The organism is Micromonospora sp. AMSO12t (genome assembly GCF_008806585.1).
GTDB classification, from domain to species: domain Bacteria; phylum Actinomycetota; class Actinomycetes; order Mycobacteriales; family Micromonosporaceae; genus Micromonospora; species Micromonospora reichwaldensis.
Map to the genome: position 1 here is coordinate 1 of NZ_WAAS01000003.1, position 18036 is coordinate 18036.

At 71.6% G+C, this 18036-nt stretch carries 12 protein-coding genes; 8 read left to right on the forward strand and 4 right to left on the reverse strand.

All coding sequences use genetic code 11. The features are described 5' to 3' along the window. Positions 1–1443 (reverse strand): NAD-dependent malic enzyme (locus F6X68_RS00865; protein WP_151452419.1); only part of this gene is annotated, 1443 nt, incomplete at its 3' end. 174 nt (positions 1444–1617) lie between these two features. Here F6X68_RS00865 and hflX point away from each other — a divergent pair. Together hflX and F6X68_RS00875 are read left to right on the forward strand one after the other, a co-directional pair. Next, positions 1618–3069, forward strand: coding sequence for a GTPase HflX (hflX, locus tag F6X68_RS00870; protein ID WP_151452420.1), 1452 nt, complete (start codon positions 1618–1620; stop codon positions 3067–3069). 51 nt (positions 3070–3120) lie between these two features. Beyond that, on the forward strand, positions 3121–4893 hold the full coding sequence (locus tag F6X68_RS00875; RefSeq protein WP_151452421.1) for a hypothetical protein: 1773 nt from the start codon (positions 3121–3123) through the stop codon (positions 4891–4893). 164 nt (positions 4894–5057) lie between these two features. Here the strand turns inward: F6X68_RS00875 and lexA are convergent, their stop codons facing one another. Continuing rightward, the gene (lexA, locus tag F6X68_RS00880) at positions 5058–5840 is read right to left on the reverse strand and encodes a transcriptional repressor LexA (RefSeq protein WP_151452422.1); all 783 of its coding nucleotides are present in this window, start codon (positions 5838–5840) and stop codon (positions 5058–5060) included. A 585-nt stretch (positions 5841–6425) separates the two neighbouring features. Between lexA and nrdR the strand changes: the two genes are divergently transcribed. The 4 genes from nrdR to F6X68_RS00900 all read left to right on the forward strand — a co-directional run bounded on the left by nrdR (position 6426) and on the right by F6X68_RS00900 (position 11600). Beyond that, the gene (gene nrdR, locus F6X68_RS00885) at positions 6426–6926 is read left to right on the forward strand and encodes a transcriptional regulator NrdR (protein ID WP_132232964.1); all 501 of its coding nucleotides are present in this window, start codon (positions 6426–6428) and stop codon (positions 6924–6926) included. 67 nt (positions 6927–6993) lie between these two features. Further along, positions 6994–9867, forward strand: coding sequence for a vitamin B12-dependent ribonucleotide reductase (locus F6X68_RS00890; protein ID WP_151452423.1), 2874 nt, complete (start codon positions 6994–6996; stop codon positions 9865–9867). Between the two features lie 117 nt (positions 9868–9984). Then, entirely contained in the window at positions 9985–10509 is a 525-nt protein-coding gene (locus tag F6X68_RS00895) for an AAA family ATPase (RefSeq protein ID WP_151452424.1), read from the forward strand. Positions 10510–10664: 155 nt separating this feature from the next. After that, entirely contained in the window at positions 10665–11600 is a 936-nt protein-coding gene (locus tag F6X68_RS00900) for a DUF2332 domain-containing protein (protein ID WP_151452425.1), read from the forward strand. Between the two features lie 46 nt (positions 11601–11646). Here the strand turns inward: F6X68_RS00900 and F6X68_RS00905 are convergent, their stop codons facing one another. Together F6X68_RS00905 and F6X68_RS00910 are read right to left on the reverse strand one after the other, a co-directional pair. Continuing rightward, positions 11647–11964, reverse strand: a complete 318-nt coding sequence (locus tag F6X68_RS00905; RefSeq protein WP_151452426.1) for a TraR/DksA C4-type zinc finger protein — start codon at positions 11962–11964, stop codon at positions 11647–11649. A 413-nt stretch (positions 11965–12377) separates the two neighbouring features. Continuing rightward, positions 12378–13649: an MFS transporter gene (locus tag F6X68_RS00910; protein ID WP_151452427.1), complete on the reverse strand. Its 1272-nt coding sequence runs from the start codon at positions 13647–13649 to the stop codon at positions 12378–12380. Between the two features lie 309 nt (positions 13650–13958). Between F6X68_RS00910 and F6X68_RS00915 the strand changes: the two genes are divergently transcribed. Together F6X68_RS00915 and F6X68_RS00920 are read left to right on the forward strand one after the other, a co-directional pair. Next, positions 13959–14201: a DUF5522 domain-containing protein gene (locus F6X68_RS00915; RefSeq protein ID WP_151452428.1), complete on the forward strand. Its 243-nt coding sequence runs from the start codon at positions 13959–13961 to the stop codon at positions 14199–14201. 244 nt (positions 14202–14445) lie between these two features. Further along, the gene (locus F6X68_RS00920; RefSeq protein WP_151452429.1) at positions 14446–17967 is read left to right on the forward strand and encodes a LamG domain-containing protein; all 3522 of its coding nucleotides are present in this window, start codon (positions 14446–14448) and stop codon (positions 17965–17967) included. Positions 17968–18036 lie beyond the last annotated feature (69 nt).

Sequence of the window (18036 nt, forward strand, 5' to 3'; positions counted from 1 at the left end):
GGCGATCTCGGGGAGGTCGGCGGGGCCCGGGTCGGCGGCCGGGGCCGGAGCCGGGTTCTGGGCGGCGGCGCGGACCGCCGCGGCGACCGCCGGGGAGACCCGGGAGTCGAAGACGCTGGGCACGATCACCGTCGGGTTGATCTTGTCCTCGCCGACCACGTCCGCGATGGCCCGGGCCGCCGCGATCGCCATCTCCTCGGTGAACTCCTCGGCGTGCGCGTCCAGCATGCCCCGGAAGACACCCGGGAAGGCGAGCACGTTGTTGATCTGGTTCGGCTGGTCGGAGCGGCCGGTGGCGACCACGGCGGCGTACTTGCGCGCCTCCCGCGGGTCGACCTCCGGGTCCGGGTTGGCCAGCGCGAAGACGATCGAGTCCTTGGCCATCGTGGCGATGTCGTCGCCGGTGAGCAGGTTCGGCGCGCTCACCCCGATGAAGACGTCCGCGCCGCGTACCGCCCCGGCCAGGTCGCCGGAGTAGTTCTCCTTGTTCGTGTTCTCGGCCAGCCACTGCCAGGCCGGGTTGAGCCCGCTCTGGCCGCGGTGCAGGGCGCCCTGCCGGTCGTACGCGATGATGTCGCCGACGCCCTGGCGCAGCAGCAGCTTCATGATCGCGGTGCCGGCCGCGCCCGCGCCGGAGACCACGACCCGGACGTCCGCGAGCTGCTTGCCCACGACGCGCAGCGCGTTGGTCAGCGCGGCCAGCACGCAGATCGCGGTGCCGTGCTGGTCGTCGTGGAAGACCGGGATGTCCAGCGCCTCGCGCAGCCGCGCCTCGATCTCGAAGCAGCGCGGCGCGGCGATGTCCTCCAGGTTGATCCCGCCGTACGCCGGGGCGATCGCCTTGACGATCTGCACGATCTCGTCGGTGTCCTGGGTGTCGAGCACCACCGGCCAGGCGTCCACCCCGCCGAAGCGCTTGAACAGCGCGGCCTTGCCCTCCATCACGGGCAGCGACGCCGCCGGCCCTAGGTTGCCCAGGCCCAGCACGGCGGAGCCGTCGCTGACCACGGCCACGGTGTTGCGCTTGATGGTCAGCCGGCGGGCGTCGGCCGGGTTCTCCGCGATCGCCATGCAGACCCGCGCCACCCCCGGGGTGTACGCCCGGGACAGCTCGTCGCGGTTGCGCAGCGCCACCTTCGAGCTGACCTCGATCTTGCCGCCGAGGTGCAGGAGGAAGGTCCGGTCGGAGACCTTGCGCACGTCCACGCCGTCCAGCGCCGTCAACGCGTCGACCACCTGGTCGGCGTGGCTGGCGTCAGCGGTGTCGCAGGTCAGGTCGACGAGCACGTGGGTCGGGTCGGAGTCCACCACGTCGAGCGCGGTGACGATCGCCCCGGCCTCACCCACGGAGGTGGTCAGCCGGCCGATCGAGGACGCGTCCGCCGGCACGGCGATCCGAATCGTGATCGAGAATCCGGCACTTGGAAGTCGGGTGATGGCCACGGGGTCCCTCCGTCGACGCTGAACGGCTGCCCCGCATTTCTACTCGCCCCGGCGGGCCCCTCCGGCATCCGCCCCCACTTTTGTGGCCCGTTCGAGCGGGCATATAGCGGGTGCGTTCCGCGTTGGCACATGTCAGGATTGCTCGGTACGTGACAGAACGGACAGGAGACCGGCTTGCACAACCAGGAGACCCTTCTTCCCTACGAGGACGACGAGCTCGACGCCACCACCGGTGAGTTCGAGCTGTCGGAGCGGCAGGCGCTGCGGCGGGTCCCCGGCCTCTCCACCGAGCTCGCGGACATCACCGAGGTCGAGTACCGCCAGCTGCGCCTGGAGCGCGTGGTCCTCGTCGGCGTCTGGACCGAGGGCTCGCAGAGCGACGCCGAGAACTCCCTCACCGAGCTGGCCGCGCTGGCGGAGACCGCCGGCTCGCAGGTGCTCGAGGGGCTGATCCAGCGGCGCAACCGCCCCGACCCCGCCACCTACGTCGGCCGGGGCAAGGTCGACGACCTCGGCTCGGTGGTGCTCTCCACCGGCGCCGACACGGTGATCTGCGACGGTGAGCTGTCGCCGTCCCAGCTGCGCAACCTGGAGCAGCGCACCAAGGTCAAGGTGGTCGACCGCACCGCGCTGATCCTCGACATCTTCGCCCAGCACGCCAAGAGCAAGGAGGGCAAGGCGCAGGTCGAGCTGGCCCAGCTCGAATACCTGCTGCCGCGCCTGCGCGGTTGGGGTGAGACCCTCTCGCGGCAGACCGGTGGTAGCGGTCGTGGTGGCGGCGCCGGTGGCGGCGTGGGTCTGCGCGGCCCGGGTGAGACGAAGCTGGAGACCGACCGGCGCCGGATCCGCCACCGCATCTCCCGGCTGCGCCGGGAGATCAAGGGCATGCGGACCGTACGCCAGACCAAGCGCGCCCGGCGTTCCCGCAACGCCGTGCCGGCCGTGGCCATCGCCGGCTACACCAACGCCGGCAAGTCGAGCCTGCTCAACCGGCTCACCGGGGCGGGCGTGCTGGTGGAGAACGCGCTCTTCGCCACCCTCGACCCGACCACCCGCAAGGCCACCACGGCCGACGGACGGCTCTACACCCTCTCCGACACGGTCGGGTTCGTCCGGCACCTGCCGCACCAGATCGTCGAGGCGTTCCGCTCGACCCTGGAGGAGGTCGCCGAGGCCGACCTGGTGGTGCACGTCGTCGACGGCACCCACCCGGACCCGGAGGAGCAGGTCCGGGCGGTCCACGAGGTGCTCGCCGAGGTGGGCGCCGACCGGCTGCCCGAGCTGCTGGTGGTCAACAAGACCGACGCGGCCGACGAGGAGACGCTGCTGCGGCTCAAGCGGCTCTGGCCGGAGGCGGTCTTCGTCTCCGCGCACACGGGTCGCGGGATCGACGGGCTGCGCGAGGCCGTCGAGGCGCGGCTGCCCCGCCCGGCCGTGGAGGTCCGCGCGGTGCTGCCGTACGACCGGGGCGACCTGGTGGCCCGGGTGCACCGTCAGGGCGAGGTGCTGAGCACCTCCCACCTGCCGGAGGGCACCCTGGTGCACGTGCGGGTCGGTGAGGCGCTCGCCGCCGAGTTGGCGCCGTTCCGGGCGGACGAGGACCAGGCGGTCGCGGGCGCCCGGTGATGCCCTCCCGGCGTCACGCGTCGGAAACGCCCGGCATGCGACACTGATTCAATGCGCCGCGCTGTTTCTTCGGTCACGGTCGCCCTCGGCTTGCTGGGGGCGACCGTGGCGTGTACCGGAGTCGCCCTGGCGGCGGCGCCCGCCTCGGCCGCGTCCCCACTCGCGGCAGCTCCCGGCAAGAAGCGGTGCACGGTCACCGACGAGCGGCTGCGGGAGCTGTCGGGCCTGGTGGCCACCAAGAGCGGCTACATCGTGATCAACGACGGCACCGACGTGGAGAGCCGCAAGCGGGTCTTCTTCCTCGACACCAAGTGCGGGATCGCGAAGGAGCCGGTCCGCTACTCGGGTCAGGGGCCGTTTGACACCGAGGACCTGGCGCTCTCCCCGGACGGCACGACGATCTGGATCGCCGACACCGGTGACAACGTCACCAGCCGGGAGCGTCGCCCGCGGGTGGCGCTGTGGAGCATGCCGGTCAACGGGTCGAAGCGGCCGGTGCTGCACCGCCTCTCCTACCCGGAGGGCAAGCCGCACGACGCCGAGGCGCTGCTGATCGGCGACGACGGCAACCCGTTGATCATCACCAAGGTGATGTCCGGCAAGGCCCAGATCTTCACCCCCGCCGAGAAGATGAAGAGCGGGGACACCCCGGCCGTACCGATGAAACAGGTCGGCGAGATCAGCCTGCCGGAGACGGACACGGACAACCGGCTCGGCGCCCCCGGCCGCGTCGCGATCACCGGCGCGGCCCGGTCCCCCGACGGCTCCCGGGTGGTGGTGCGCACCTACGCCGACGCCTTCGAGTACGACGTGACCGACGGCAACGTCGTGGCGGCCCTGACCAGCGGCAAGCCCCGGGTGACAGCGCTCGCCGACCCGTTCGGTGAGGCGATCACCTACAGCCCCGACGGCAAGACCTTCCTGACCGTCTCCGACGGCGGCCAGCTCGACGAGGACGCGCCGATCGACATCCTCGGCTACACACCCTCCGCGGAGGGCGCGAAGCCGGTGGCCGGCGGTGGCGGCGCGCCGAAGAAGGCCGGCCAGTCCTGGGTCGACGGCCTGAGCCTGAGCGACATCACGTACCTGATCGCGGCCGTGGGGGTGATCGGCGCGCTGATGGTGGCGGCGGGTGTCTTCGGCATCCTCCGGTCCCGGCGCAAGCCGGCGCCTCCCCGCGACGACGACGGTGCCGACCGCGACGACGTCCCCGCCGACGACCGGCGTGGGCCGGCGGACGACGGCTTCCTTCCGCCGGGCGACCGGGGCCGGGGCGGCGTCTACGGCGGTGCACCGGCGGCCGCGGTCTACGGCGGCCCGGCCGGTGGGCGCGGCGGTCCCCCGCCGGCCGGCGGGGGACCCGGTGGCGCCCGCCCGGCCGGCGGGGGCGTCTACGGTGGCGCCCGTCCGGCTGCTGGCGGAGGGGTCTACGGCGGCGGTCGCCCGCCTGTGGACGGGCCGCCCGGCCTGGGTGGGCCGCCGCCAGGTGGCGGCGGGCGTCAGGGTGGCGGCGGTGGCCGTCAGGGTGGTGGCCGTCAGGGCGGTGGCGGGCGTCAGGGTGGTGGCGGACGCCAGGGTGGCGGTGGTCGCCAGGGCGACGGTCGTCCCGGTGGCGGTGTCTACGGGGGCGGCGGGCAGCCGGGCGGTGGCGTCTACGGCGGTGGCCGGGCGGAGCCGCCGCGTCGGGGCGACGAATCGGACCCCCGTGGCCAGCGGCCGGTCCGCCGGCGCGATGACGGCCCCGACGACGGTCGCGGTTACGGTCACGTGCCAGGTGGTGGCCGGGGCTACCGGGGCGACCGCTACCGAGGCGACCGCTACTGAGGCTGGGCCTGCCGGAGCGACGGCTAGTGAGACTGGGCCTGCCGGGGCGACCGCTACCGGGGCGCTGGGCCCTGCCGGAGACGGCAAGGGACGCTCAGGGCCCGCAATCGAGCGGCACGGCGCCCGGGTGACCGCCGACGGCGGCCACCCGGCGCGGTGGCGGATCAGATGCGGCGCAGCACCGCGACGACCCGGCCCATGATCGTGGCGTCGTCGCCGGGGATCGGGTCGAAGGCCGGGTTCTGCGGCATGAGCCAGACGTGCCCGTCGCGGCGGCGGTAGGTCTTCACGGTCGCCTCGCCGTCGAGCATGGCGGCGACGATGTCGCCGGCCTCGGCGGTCGGCTGCTGCCGGACCACGACCCAGTCACCGTCGCAGATCGCCGCGTCCAGCATCGAGTCGCCCTTGACCTGGAGCATGAAGACCTCGCCCTCACCCACCAGCTCGCGGGGGAGGGGGAAGATGTCCTCCACGGCCTGCTCGGCCAGGATCGGGCCACCGGCCGCGATCCGGCCCAGCATCGGCACGTAGGCCGGGGCGGGACGCTGCGAGCGGGCCAGCTCGTCGTCGACCTCGGCGGGCGCCCGGACGTCCACGGCGCGCGGCCGGTTGGGGTCGCGGCGCAGGAAGCCCTTCTTCTCCAGCTCCTTGAGCTGGTAGGCGACGCTGGACGGCGAGACCAGGCCGACGGCCTCGCCGATCTCGCGCACGCTCGGCGGGTAGCCGTGCCGCTCGACCCAGCTGCGGATGAACTCCAGGATCCGGCGCTGCCGGGCGGTGAGATCCACCGTCGCGGGGTCGGGGAAGGCACTGACCACCGGGGTGACCGGGCGCACGGCGGGCTGCCCGGTCCGGCTGCGCGCGGCGCCCCGGCGTCGGGTGGCCGGCGGTCCCGCCTCGGTGATCTGCTGCGGGCTCTTCGGCCGGCTGGCCCGATCCTCGGTCACGTCCGTCCTCCCTGGTCGGCGCTGGGTGCCTTGGCGGCTCGTGGTGCGTGCGGTGATGCTGGTGCGTGCGGTGGTGCGAGGTGACCGGTGGACGGAGGATTCCGCGCCCGGTTGTTCAAGACCGTATAGGTGAGATCGGTCATTTTCAAACATCTGTACGACCTTGCTCGGCGTGTCGGTGTGAAAAACCGCTCCGCTCGTACTCGTGTTCTGATAAATGGTACGCCGGGTCGAACGGGTGTTCGACTTTCGTCCGATCGTCGGCCGTTTCGCACCGGCCGGACCGGTAACCCGCAGGGGCGTCGGACGGTTGGTCCTGCGGCGGGCGGCGGTGCCGGTCGATCCCGGAGTCGGGTGACGCGCCGGACACGCCGGCCAACTTGACCTCCGATCCGCAGCGGCCTACGGTCAACCCCTAGATGTAGTAGTCACACGGGCGTAAGTCGCCTACAGGTTGGGTTCGACTACCCACCGCACTCCGGCACCGTCGACACGGCGAAGACCATCGGCAGATGGCTCCGTCGCGCTGACGCGTGCCCGGCGAGCGGTCGGCGGACCCGCGATCGACGAAGGAGGTCGGGTGCGATGCGGTGTCCGTACTGCCGGCACGCCGACTCCCGGGTGGTCGACTCGCGGGAGGCCGACGACGGCCAGTTGATCCGCCGGCGGCGATCCTGCCCGGAGTGCGGCAAGCGGTTCACCACCGTCGAGGAGGCGGTCCTCGCGGTCGTCAAGCGCAGCGGGGTGACCGAGCCGTTCAGCCGTACGAAGATCGTCGGCGGGGTGCGCAAGGCGTGCCAGGGCCGGCCCGTGGACGACGACTCGCTCGCGCTGCTCGCGCAGAAGGTCGAGGAGACCGTCCGGGCCAAGGGGGCCGCCGAGATCCCCAGCCACGAGGTGGGGCTGGCCATCCTGGGCCCGCTACGGGACCTGGACGAGGTCGCCTACATGCGGTTCGCCAGCGTCTACCGGTCGTTCGACTCGCTCGCCGACTTCGAGCGCGAGATCGAGACGCTGCGAGCCGCCGCGCGCGCCCGGGAGGGCGCCGGGGCCGACGCGGCCGAGGCCGCCGGCCGTACCAGTTGAATTCTTCGCAGTTTGTTGACAGTCGGATCGGGCGGCGGGTGGCCGTGCGGACGAGGGGGCGGATGAGATGTCGGGGGACGGTGTGACAACCAGCAGGGCACGCAACAAGGCCGGCGCGGGGCTCAAGATCGAGCGGGTCTGGACTACCGAGGGGGTGCACCCCTACGACGAGGTCGCCTGGGAGCGCCGCGACATCGTCATGACCAACTGGCGGGACGGCTCGGTCAACTTCGAGCAGCGCGGCGTCGAGTTCCCGGAGTCGTGGAGCGTCAACGCGGCGAACATCGTGACCACCAAGTACTTCCGGGGCGCCGTGGGCACCCCGGAGCGGGAGTGGTCGCTGCGGCAGTTGATCGACCGGGTGGTCACCACCTACCGCACGGCGGGTGAGGAGTACGGCTACTTCGCCGGCCCGGCCGACGCCGAGATCTTCGCCCACGAGCTGACCTGGATGCTGCTGCACCAGGTGTTCAGCTTCAACTCGCCGGTCTGGTTCAACGTCGGCACGCCCTCGCCGCAGCAGGTCAGCGCCTGCTTCATCCTGGCCGTCGACGACTCGATGGACTCCATCCTGGACTGGTACAAGGAGGAGGGGCTGATCTTCAAGGGCGGCTCCGGCTCCGGCGTGAACCTGTCCCGGATCCGCTCCTCCCGCGAGCTGCTCTCCTCCGGCGGCAACGCCTCCGGCCCGGTCAGCTTCATGCGCGGCGCGGACGCCTCCGCCGGCACCATCAAGTCCGGCGGCGCCACCCGGCGCGCGGCGAAGATGGTCATCCTCGACGTGGACCACCCGGACATCCAGGAGTTCGTGGTCACCAAGGCGCGCGAGGAGGACAAGATCCGCGCGCTGCGCGACGCCGGGTTCGACATGGACCTCGGCGGCGCCGACATCGTCAGCGTGCAGTACCAGAACGCCAACAACTCCGTCCGGGTCTCCGACGAGTTCATGACCGCGGTGGAGAACGGCGGCGGCTTCGACCTGCGCGGCCGGCTCGACGGCGCGGTGATCGAGACCATCGACGCCAAGAACCTGTTCCGCGCCATCTCCCAGGCCGCCTGGGAGTGCGCCGACCCCGGCCTCCAGTACGACGACACCATCAACGACTGGCACACCTGCCCGGAGACCGGGCGGATCACCGCGTCGAACCCGTGCTCGGAGTACCTGCACCTGGACAACTCCTCGTGCAACCTGGCCTCGCTCAACCTGATGAAGTTCCTCCGCGCCGACGGTGGCTTCGAGGTGGAGAAGTTCGTCCGGTCCGTCGAGTTCGTCATCACCGCGATGGACATCTCGATCTGCTTCGCCGACTTTCCGACCGAGAAGATCGGTGAGACGTCCCGCGCCTACCGGCAGTTGGGCATCGGCTACGCCAACCTGGGCGCCCTGCTGATGGCCTCCGGCCTGCCCTACGACTCGGAGCAGGGCCGCTCGGTCGCCGCGGCGATCACCTCGCTGATGACCGGCACCGCGTACCGCCGCTCGGCCGAGCTGGCCGGCGTCGTCGGCGCGTACGACGGCTACGCCCGCAACGCCGAGCCGCACAAGCGGGTCATGCGCAAGCACGCCGCAGCCAACGACGAGATCAAGCCCTCGGGCACCGTGGCCACCGCGATCGTCCGCGAGGCGACGAAGCAGTGGACCCAGGGCAACAAGCTCGGTGACAAGTTCGGCTGGCGCAACGCGCAGGCGAGCGTCCTCGCGCCGACCGGCACCATCGGCTTCATGATGGACTGCGACACGACCGGCGTGGAGCCGGACCTGGCGCTGGTCAAGTTCAAGAAGCTGGTCGGCGGCGGCTCGATGCAGATCGTCAACCAGACCGTGCCGCGCGCCCTGCGCAGCCTCGGCTACCCCGAGGAGCAGGTCGAGGCGATCGTCGAGCACATCGCCGACCAGGGCCACGTGGTCGACGCCCCGGGCCTGAAGCCGGAGCACTACGCGGTCTTCGACTGCGCGATGGGCGAGCGGTCCATCGCCCCGATGGGGCACGTGCGGATGATGGCGGCCGTCCAGCCGTTCGTCTCCGGCGCCATCTCCAAGACGGTCAACATGCCGGAGCAGGCAACCGTCGAGGACGTCGAGAAGATCTACTTCGAGGGCTGGAAGCTGGGCCTCAAGGCGCTGGCGATCTACCGCGACAACTGCAAGGTCGGCCAGCCGCTGTCGGTGGCGAAGTCCAACAAGGCCACCGAGGCCGCCCCCGCCGAGGTGGAGAAGGTCGTCGAGAAGGTCGTCGAGTACCGCCCGGTGCGCAAGCGCCTGCCGAAGAAGCGTCCGTCCCAGACGGTCAGCTTCTCCGTCGGCGGTGCCGAGGGCTACCTCACCGCCTCGTCCTACCCGGACGACGGCCTCGGCGAGGTCTTCCTCAAGATGTCGAAGCAGGGCTCGACCCTGGCCGGCGTGATGGACGCCTTCTCGGTGGCCATCTCCATCGGTCTCCAGTACGGCGTCCCGCTGGAGACGTACGTCAGCAAGTTCACCAACATGCGTTTCGAGCCGGCCGGCATGACCGACGACCCGGACGTGCGGATGGCCGCCTCGGTGATGGACTACATCTTCCGTCGCCTGGCGCTGGACTTCCTGCCGTACGAGCGCCGCGCGGAACTGGGCATCTTCACCGCCAGCGAGCGGGCCGCCCAGCTCCGGGCCGAGGCGGAGGCGGAGGCGAGCGGTGCGGACCTCACCGCGATGGCCGCCTCCGCCCCGGTCGAGGCGCCGACCGAGCCGAAGACCGGCCCGATCGCCCAGCCGGCGCAGGAGACCGCCGACGTTGCCGCCGCCAAGCCGGCGCCGTCCGTGGGTTCCAGCACCGAACTGCTGGAGGCCGTGATCGGCAAGGCCGCCGACGCGCCGCTCTGCTTCACCTGCGGTACGAAGATGCGCCCGGCCGGTAGCTGCTACGTCTGCGAGGGCTGCGGCTCCACCAGCGGCTGCAGCTGACGTACGAGTGACAAGGTGGGCCGGTGGACATCCGCCGGCCCACCTTGCTTGCTCCGCGACAAGCAGGCCCAGCCACAAGGCCGGCGCGTCGGCGGCACGGCGTTAGCATCGAGTCCCATGATCGTATGGATCAATGGCACCCACGGCGCAGGCAAGACAACGACCAGTGCCCTCGTGCAGCAACTGATCCCGGACTCGCGGGTGTTCGACGCCGAGAAGGTCGGCGAAACACTCATGGACATCACGCCGGGGCTGCCCGAAACGGACAATTTCCAGCACTGGCCGCCGTGGCGGCAGTTGGTCGTCGAGACCGCTCGACGCGTCCTCGACTACACCGGCGGCACTCTGGTGGTGCCCATGACTGTCCTGGTCGAACAGTACTGGCGTGAGATCAGCGCTGGCCTCGCCCAACATGCCATCCCGGTGAGGCACTTCGTGCTCCATGCCGACCGCGACACACTTCGCGGGCGCATCGAGGGGGAACATCCCGTCCCTTCACCATTTCGCCTCAGGTACCTCGATGCCTATTCGGAGGCGGCCCGCACGTGGTTGCACGCCGAGGCCGAGGTCGTCGACACCACGCACCTCACCCCCGCACAGGCCGCCCTACACATCGCAGTGGCCGTGGGGAGTGAGAGTTGAGCGTGATCGAGGGCGCGCCGGTGTCGTTGTGCGTCTACACGTGGTCCTACCTGGCGTGGCGGCCGAGGACCTGACCCATATCCCCGCTGGGCTGTTGCACCGGCATTTCCTGGGGGTGGCTCCGGTCGTGAGGCATCGACTGCGATCATCGGAGCATGACGATTGCCGAGAGCTACGTCGAGTTCGCCATCCGGGAGGCGCGCGGCGTGTCGCCGGCGTACGAGCGCCTGTCCCTCGCCGTCTCCCGCGACGACGAACTGCTGGCCCTGCTCGCCGCGCTCCCGCCGGCCAGGCGGCAGCCGAACCTGCTGTTCGGCGTCGTACGACTGCTCGGCGGGCCGGTCGACGACCCGGCGGCCTTCCGCGACTTCGCGCTGGCGGACTGGCCGGCGATCGAGGCGGAACTGCGCACCCGCGCGACCCAGACGAACGAGCCCGGGCGGTGTGCCGTACTGCTGCCCGTGCTCGCCGCGTTGCCGCAGCCGCTGGCGTTGCTGGAGGTCGGCGCGTCCGCCGGGCTCTGCCTCTACCCCGACCGGTACGCCTACCGCTACGGCGACCACGCGCTCGGCGCGGGCGAACCGGTCCTCGGTTGCGCGGCGACCGGCCTGGCCCCGCCGGACCGGTTACCGGAGGTGGTGTGGCGGGCCGGCCTGGACCTCAATCCGCTGCGGGTGACCGAGCCGGCGGACGTGGCCTGGCTCGACGCCCTCATCTGGCCGGAGCACACGCACCGCCGCGCCCGGCTGCGGGCCGCCGCGGCCGTCGCCGCGTCCGACCCGCCGCTGCTCGTGCGCGGCGACCTGGTGGACGACCTGCCCGCGCTGGCCGCGCGGGCGCCGGCGGGCGCGACGCTGGTGGTGTTCCACACCTCCGTGCTCTACCAGGTGCCGGCGCCGCGCCGGGCGGCGTTCGCCGACGCGGTACGCGGCCTGCCCGGCCACTGGATCTCCAACGAGTCCCCGGACGTGCTGCCCCACGACGCGTTGCCGGAGCCGCCGGACGAGGCGCTGTACAACGTGCTCGCGCTGGACGGCCGACCACTCGCCTGGACGAGCCCGCACGGGCAGGCGATGACCTGGTTCGGGTGACCCGACGGGCTGCCGTGCCGTGCGCCGGCACGGCAGCCCGCGTACGTCACTGCTGCTTCTGCTGGCAGGGCACGCAGAAGCGGGCGTGCGGTAGCACCTCCAGGCGCTCCCGGGGGATCGCGGCGGAGCAGCGCTCGCAGATGCCGTAGCGGCCCTCGGCGAGGCGGCGCAGCGCCCCGCTGACCTGCTCGATGCTCCGCCGGGTGGCGGCGATCAGCGCGCTCTGGGTGTGCGCCTCGCCCGGGTCGCCGGTGTCGGCGGTGAGCTGCGTCAGCCGGACGGTCTGCGCCTCGAAGTCGTTGGTCAGTGTCGTACGCAGGTCGTCGAGCCACTTCTGCTCGCTGGACTGGGTGGGCGTGGTCATGGCGTAGCTCCTCGGGAAAAAAGAAAAAGGGCCGAAGCTGGATAGCTTCGCCCTGGTGGCCGTTCGCAAGAGTTGCAATCGGTTCACGGAGGGCCACGTCCGGCGGGGCTCGGCAGTCGGGAGGCGACCGAGCCGGCGCACGACGGTGCGACCGCGGATCGCACCACCCGGGTCGCCACGTTCACCCGCAGGGCGCACCGGCAGACAGCAGCGGGCGCCGCCGTCACCACGACGGCGGTGCTGATCTGCTGACCGGTCGAACACATGCAGCCACCATAGGCCGGGCGGGGCGGAAAGCCAACGTGCTTCCGTGCGCACGGAAGACGGCCCGGTGCCCGGGGCCACCCGGCGCAGCGTGCGACCTGATCGGCCGGCGTCGGGTTCCGCCCGGAGCCAGGGCTGGCATCGACCGGTCAGGCCGCCGGCATGTCCCGCATCCGCCGCAGCGGGGAGAGGACGACGAAGAGCGCGGCGCTCCACGTGCCGAGGACGCAGATCCACAGCGCCGGCCGCAGCCCGAGCTGGCTGGCGAGCGCGCCGCCGGTGAGCGCGCCGAGCGGGATCACGCCGAAACAGACCCAGAGGAACGCCGCGTTCACCCGGCCCAGCAGGGCGGGCGGTGTGATCCGCTGCCGGTACGTCAGGGTGGCCACGTTGTAGAGCACCGCGTTGGCGGAGAACGCGGCCAGGCCGATGCCGTAGAGCAGCATCCCCCAGCCGGGCCGAGCCAGGGGCATGAGCAGGTAGAGCGGGCCCGGGGCGGCCATCGCCACCCAGATCACCCGGGCCGAGCCGAGCCACGCGGTCAACCGGCCGGCGAACGCGCCGACCACGAGGCCGCCCACCGCGCTGACCGAGAAGACGAGCCCGACCAGCGCCGGCGTGGCGTGCAGCTCCTCGAGCAGGAAGACCACCTCGATGGAGCCGGACGCCATGACGAAGAAGTTCGAGGCGGTGGTGCAGGCGAGGATGCTGCGCAGGATCGGCTGGCGGCGGATGAAGCCCAGCCCTTCGGTCATCTCCACCCGCAGCGGCACCCGGTCGCGCCGGGGCGCGGGCTCGCTCGGGGCCTCCCGGATCAGCAGCAGGGTCAACCCGCTCACGGCGAAGGCGAGGCCGGTGACGACGAAGGTCCTCGCGGCGCCGACGAGCCCGACGAGCACGCCGCCGATCGTCGGACCGACGAGCTCGGCGGAATCCTGGCTGACGGTGAGCTTCGCGTTGGCGTCCACGAGCCGGTCCGGCGGCACCAGCCTCGGCAGCATGCTCTTGTGGGCCACGGTGAACAGGACGGTGAGCACGCCGGAGATCCCGACCACCGCGTACAGGAAGCCGAGGGTGAGCAGGTCGGCCAGGGCGACCACCGGCACCGACAGCAGCAACGCCGCGCGGCCCAGGTCGCAGGCGACCATCAGCCGCCGCTGGTCGACCCGGTCGGCGAGGATCCCGGCGGGCAGGGAGAAGATCAGGTACGGCAGCCAGGCGAGCGCCGTCAGCAGCGCGACCTGGAAGACGCTGGCGTCGAGCGTGCCGACGGCGAGCAGCGGAACCGCCACGTTGGAGACCCGGGTGCCCAGCTCGCTGACCGTCTGCCCGGCCAGGAGCAGCCCGAAGTTGCGGCTGCGCAGCAGCGAGGGCCGTCTCGGGGCGGCACCCCCGACAGGTGTGGTCGCCTGCTGCGTCACGTCGGCTCCCCGGCCCGCGTCAGCGAACGCCGTGCTGGCGTCGGCGACGCCCCGGGGGTTGACGCGCGTCGGGGGCGCCCGGCCCGGCGATGGTCCATCGGGTCAGCCTGCCGGCCCCGCCCGGACCGACGCCACCGGTTAACGGCCGGCGCCACCGGCGTGGTGTTCACCCAGGGCACCGACACGCTGGCGGAGTCGGCGTTCCTCGCCGATCTGGCTCGGCGCCCCGTCCCGGCCCCCGAGCCGGTCCGTGCCGACGCGTCGACCGGCCTGGAACAGGGGCGACGAACGCGTGTCTAGACTGCGCCGGTGACCGGAGAGCGGCGACCGCTGGCGGACCGGCCGCTGACCGAGCCCCACCCGTCCCGGCTGCCGCCGGAGCACCCGGAACGGGAGCGGATCCTGGCCGCGCACGCCGCAGCCCTGACCGCCGGCGAGGCCGGCTACCTTGACCCGACCAGTGGCCTCTTCGTGCTCAGCGCGGGTTTCCTGGCCCGGCGCGGCACCTGCTGCGGGCGCGGCTGCCGGCACTGCCCGTACGTTGACGACTGACCAGCCGTAGGGGTCTTCCACCGGGTAGGGGATTACCTACGGCCACCAGGGGTGGGCCTTTGTCCGCGCCTGAGGCTTTAGTGGCAGCAGTTTGTAGTCGGGTATTTACTTGCCGGGTAGAGGATCTCTAAAGTTCGCTCGCTATTGTGCGGGTGATTCGGGGGACCTCGTGGTCGTGTCGTGGAAGCGTCGTGCCTTCATCTGGCTGACTTCCGTCAGTGTCGGCGTCTCGGGCAGCGGGCTCGTGGTGGCTCCGTCAGCCGTCGCCGCTCCCACTCCGGCGGCGCAGCGGGAGTGTGGCAGCGCCGAGGCGCCGGACGAGGCGGCGGCAGCCAGGCTGGCGGCGGCCTGCGGCCGGCCGGTCGAGGCGCTCAGCGAGCGCACGGAGTACGCGCACGTGACCGTCGCCCCGGACGGCGTCCGCAAGCTGGTCGCGGCGGTCGCACCCCAGCGGGTACGCCGCGCGGACGGCTCCTGGGCGGCCATCGACCCCGGCCTGCGCCAGCGGGGCGACAGGTTGGTTCCGACCGCGACCCTGGCCGACGTGTCGTTCTCCACCGGCGGTGCGGGTCCGCTCGTGACGTGGCGGGAGGCCGGGTCGACCTTCACCCTCGGCTGGCCGCTGGGATCGTTGCCGAAGCCTCAGGTGAACGGCCCCACCGCCACGTACCCGTCCGTGTTGAAGGGCGTCAACCTGCACGTCACCGCGACCGCCGAGGGCTACACGCACGTGGTGGAGGTGCTCACCCCTGAGGCCGCCGCACAGCCGGCGATCAAGGCGTTGCGCTACCGCACCGGCGGTGACATGAGGATCGCCCAGGCCGCCGATGGCGCCATGCGGTTGGTGACCGCCGCAGGGGTCACCGTCGCCACCTCGGCGCCAGCGCGGATGTGGGACTCCTCCCACGACCCGGCCCGGGCTGGCGAGGTGCTGCCTGCCCAGGCGGCAGCACGGCTGAAGACCCCGCGGGGCGAACGGGCCACCGCCACCGAACCGGCGGTGACCTCGCGAAGCGCGAAGGTGCGCGTCGCCGCGTCGCGCGCCCAGTTCACCGTCACCCCCGACGCCGAACTGATGGCCGACCCTGGGCTCACCTACCCGATCTACATCGATCCGCAGTTCGAGAAGCTGCGGACGAAGTGGGCGTACTCCACCAGCAACGGCGAGAACAACGACACCACCGTGGCCCGGGTGGGGCGCCAGCCGTACCCGGAGGGCGGCAACGGGGAGCGCTACCGCTCCTACTACGACTTCAACGTGTCGGGCCTCAAGGGCAAGCAGATCCTGGGCGGGACGATCCGGGTCACGCTCGACCACTCGTACTCCTGCGACCCGACCTGGGTCTACGCCTACCGGACGAACGCCATCACGGTGGCGAGCGGCGGCCGGATGGCCTGGACGACCCGGCCGCTGCCCGCCACCTACCTCGACTCGTGGGAGGGCAACGCGAACGAGGCGGGTGGCTGCGGTGCGATCCAGCCCGACGACGACGCCGAGTTCTCCAGCACCGCCGTGGTCACGGACCTCCAGCAGGCCGCCACCAACGCATGGTCCGTCTACACGGTCGGCCTGTGCGCGTGCAATCCGTCCGGGGTGGGGGAGGACTTCGAGAGCCGGTGGAAGAAGTTCTACACCAACAAGGCGTGGCTCGAGGTCACCTACAACTCCAAGCCAGCCGTGCCGACCGGCCTCACCACGTCCGGCCAGGCGTGCGGTGCGACGATCGGCACCGCCTCACCGGTGCTGAAGGCGTTCTACGGTGACGCCGACGGCGCCACGGACAGCCTGGTGGGCTACTTCCAGTACCGGCTGAAGGGCACCACGACGGTCACGGCGAAGACGGGGCAGACCAAGCCGGGCAACAACTACGGGGAGTCCGGCGTCATCAGCCTCGGGGCCGGCTCGGAGGGCAAGACCTACGAGTGGCAGGTGCAGACCAGGGACAGGGCGGGCCAGTACTCGGGATGGACGGCCTGGTGCAGCTTCACGGTGGACGTCTCCAAGCCGCTGCCCCCGACGGTGACCTCGACGGCGTACCCGGACGACGGCTCGGCCCACGGCGGACCCGGAGTCTCGGGGGCCTTCACCTTCGGCGCCGGCTCGCAGGACGCCGTGAAGTACGTCTACGGCTGGGCAGGCCAGACGACCCCTCTGACGACGGTGACCGTGGCCGCCGGCGCGTCCTACACGGTGACCCTGACGCCGCGGCGCTTCGGCTACAACGTGCTGGAGGTCTACAGCGTCGACAGTGCCAGCAAGCGCAGTGACACCACGGGACACCGGTTCCTCGTGAACGGCCCCTCCGCGCCGGTCGCGCACTGGCCACTCGACTCCGTCGACTCTCACTACCTCAAGAACGTGCAGGGCGGACCCGAACTCTCGTGGACCGGGAACAGCGCGTGGGCGGCCGACAGCCGGCTCTACGGCGAGTCGACCGCGTCGTTCGACAGGAGTTCGCACCTGTCGGGTGACGTGGCCCTGGACACGAGCAAGTCGTTCAGCGTCGCGGCCTGGGTGAATCTGGCCGACGCCGACACGACCGATCCCGACCCGGACCTCCCGACCGGCAACTGGACCGCCGTGAGCAAGTCCGGTGCCAACGTGGGCGCCTTCTACCTGGGCGCCCGCCTGGACTCCGGCCAGCCCAGGTGGAGCTTCATGCTCACGACGGCCGACGCCGGCCAGGGCAACTCCGTCACGACGGTCTTCTCGTCCGGAAGCCTGACCACTCGGGACGTGGGTAGGTGGACTCATCTCGCCGGCGCCTACGACGCCGGGACCGGCAGCGTGACGTTGTACGTCAACGGTGTCGTCGTCGGCTCCGACACTCGCACCTCGGCCGGATGGAACGCCAGCGGTCCCGCGGTCATCGGCGGCGCTATGTGGACCGCCGCCAGTGGTGCCCCGTACATCACCGACCGGTGGCGCGGTCAGATCACCGATGTGCGGATGTGGAATCGCGTCCTCACGTCCGACGACCTGAACGGGACGGACGAGGACGCAGAGGCAGGGACCCAGGCGGTGTCCGGCATCATGGCACCGATCGAAGTCGCCAACTGGGACTTCAACGGTGCGCTCTCGTCCGGCTGCCAGTCAGCCATGAGCGTCTCCTACTGGCAGCAGTACCTGGACCTCTATGGCTGCACCGACCCGTACTCCGCCGCGCAGAACGTCGGGTACACGGGCGACGGCTACGACGACAACGATGCCCTCTGGTTGAACGGCCCTCAGCCCGACGGATGGGGGAGCGCGTCCACGAGGAGCGGCTACGCCGGCACCTCTGACGCGGTCGTCAACACCGGTCAGTCGCTCACGGTTTCCGCCGCCGTGCGGATCAACGCGCTCGCGGACGAGGACCAGGTCATGGTTCGACAGGGCCTGGCCGCCGACCAGGAGGGCGCCTTCAAGCTCTACATGAACCGTTACGGCGAGTTGTCGTTCACCATCGCCTCGCCGGACGGCGCTGGCGGTGTCACCTGGGCCTCGACCAAGTCCGACGTCCGGGTGACCGCCGACGCGCTCGGCGCGTGGATCCACCTCGTCGGCGTCTTCGACGCCGGTTCCGGCGAGGTCCGGCTCTACGTGAACGGCGTACGGCAGGCGGCCGTCGCGACAGGCGCGACGGGCGGGGTCTCCCGGCAGCCCCTGTACGTCGGCGCGAACGGGAGCTGGAACGGCCCTCTACTCGGTGACATCGACCAGATCAAGGTGTACGCCGGCGCGATGTCGGACCGCGAGGCACGCGCCCTCCACCGCAACTCCTGACACCAGCCGGCCCTGGAGCAGCGCCGAAGCTGCTCCGGGCCGGCCCTGCCTGCCTGCTGTTCCGCTTTC

Excerpts from the sequence above, each read along its gene's own strand:
- F6X68_RS00875 (WP_151452421.1), top strand. The coding sequence starts at position 3,121 with ATGCGCCGCGCTGTTTCTTCGGTCACGGTCGCCCTCGGCTTGCTGGGG.
- nrdR (WP_132232964.1), top strand. The coding sequence starts at position 6,426 with ATGCGGTGTCCGTACTGCCGGCACGCCGACTCCCGGGTGGTCGACTCG.
- F6X68_RS00890 (WP_151452423.1), top strand. The coding sequence starts at position 6,994 with ATGTCGGGGGACGGTGTGACAACCAGCAGGGCACGCAACAAGGCCGGC.
- F6X68_RS00895 (WP_151452424.1), top strand. The coding sequence starts at position 9,985 with ATGATCGTATGGATCAATGGCACCCACGGCGCAGGCAAGACAACGACC.
- F6X68_RS00900 (WP_151452425.1), top strand. The coding sequence starts at position 10,665 with ATGACGATTGCCGAGAGCTACGTCGAGTTCGCCATCCGGGAGGCGCGC.
- F6X68_RS00905 (WP_151452426.1), bottom strand. The coding sequence starts at position 11,964 with ATGACCACGCCCACCCAGTCCAGCGAGCAGAAGTGGCTCGACGACCTG.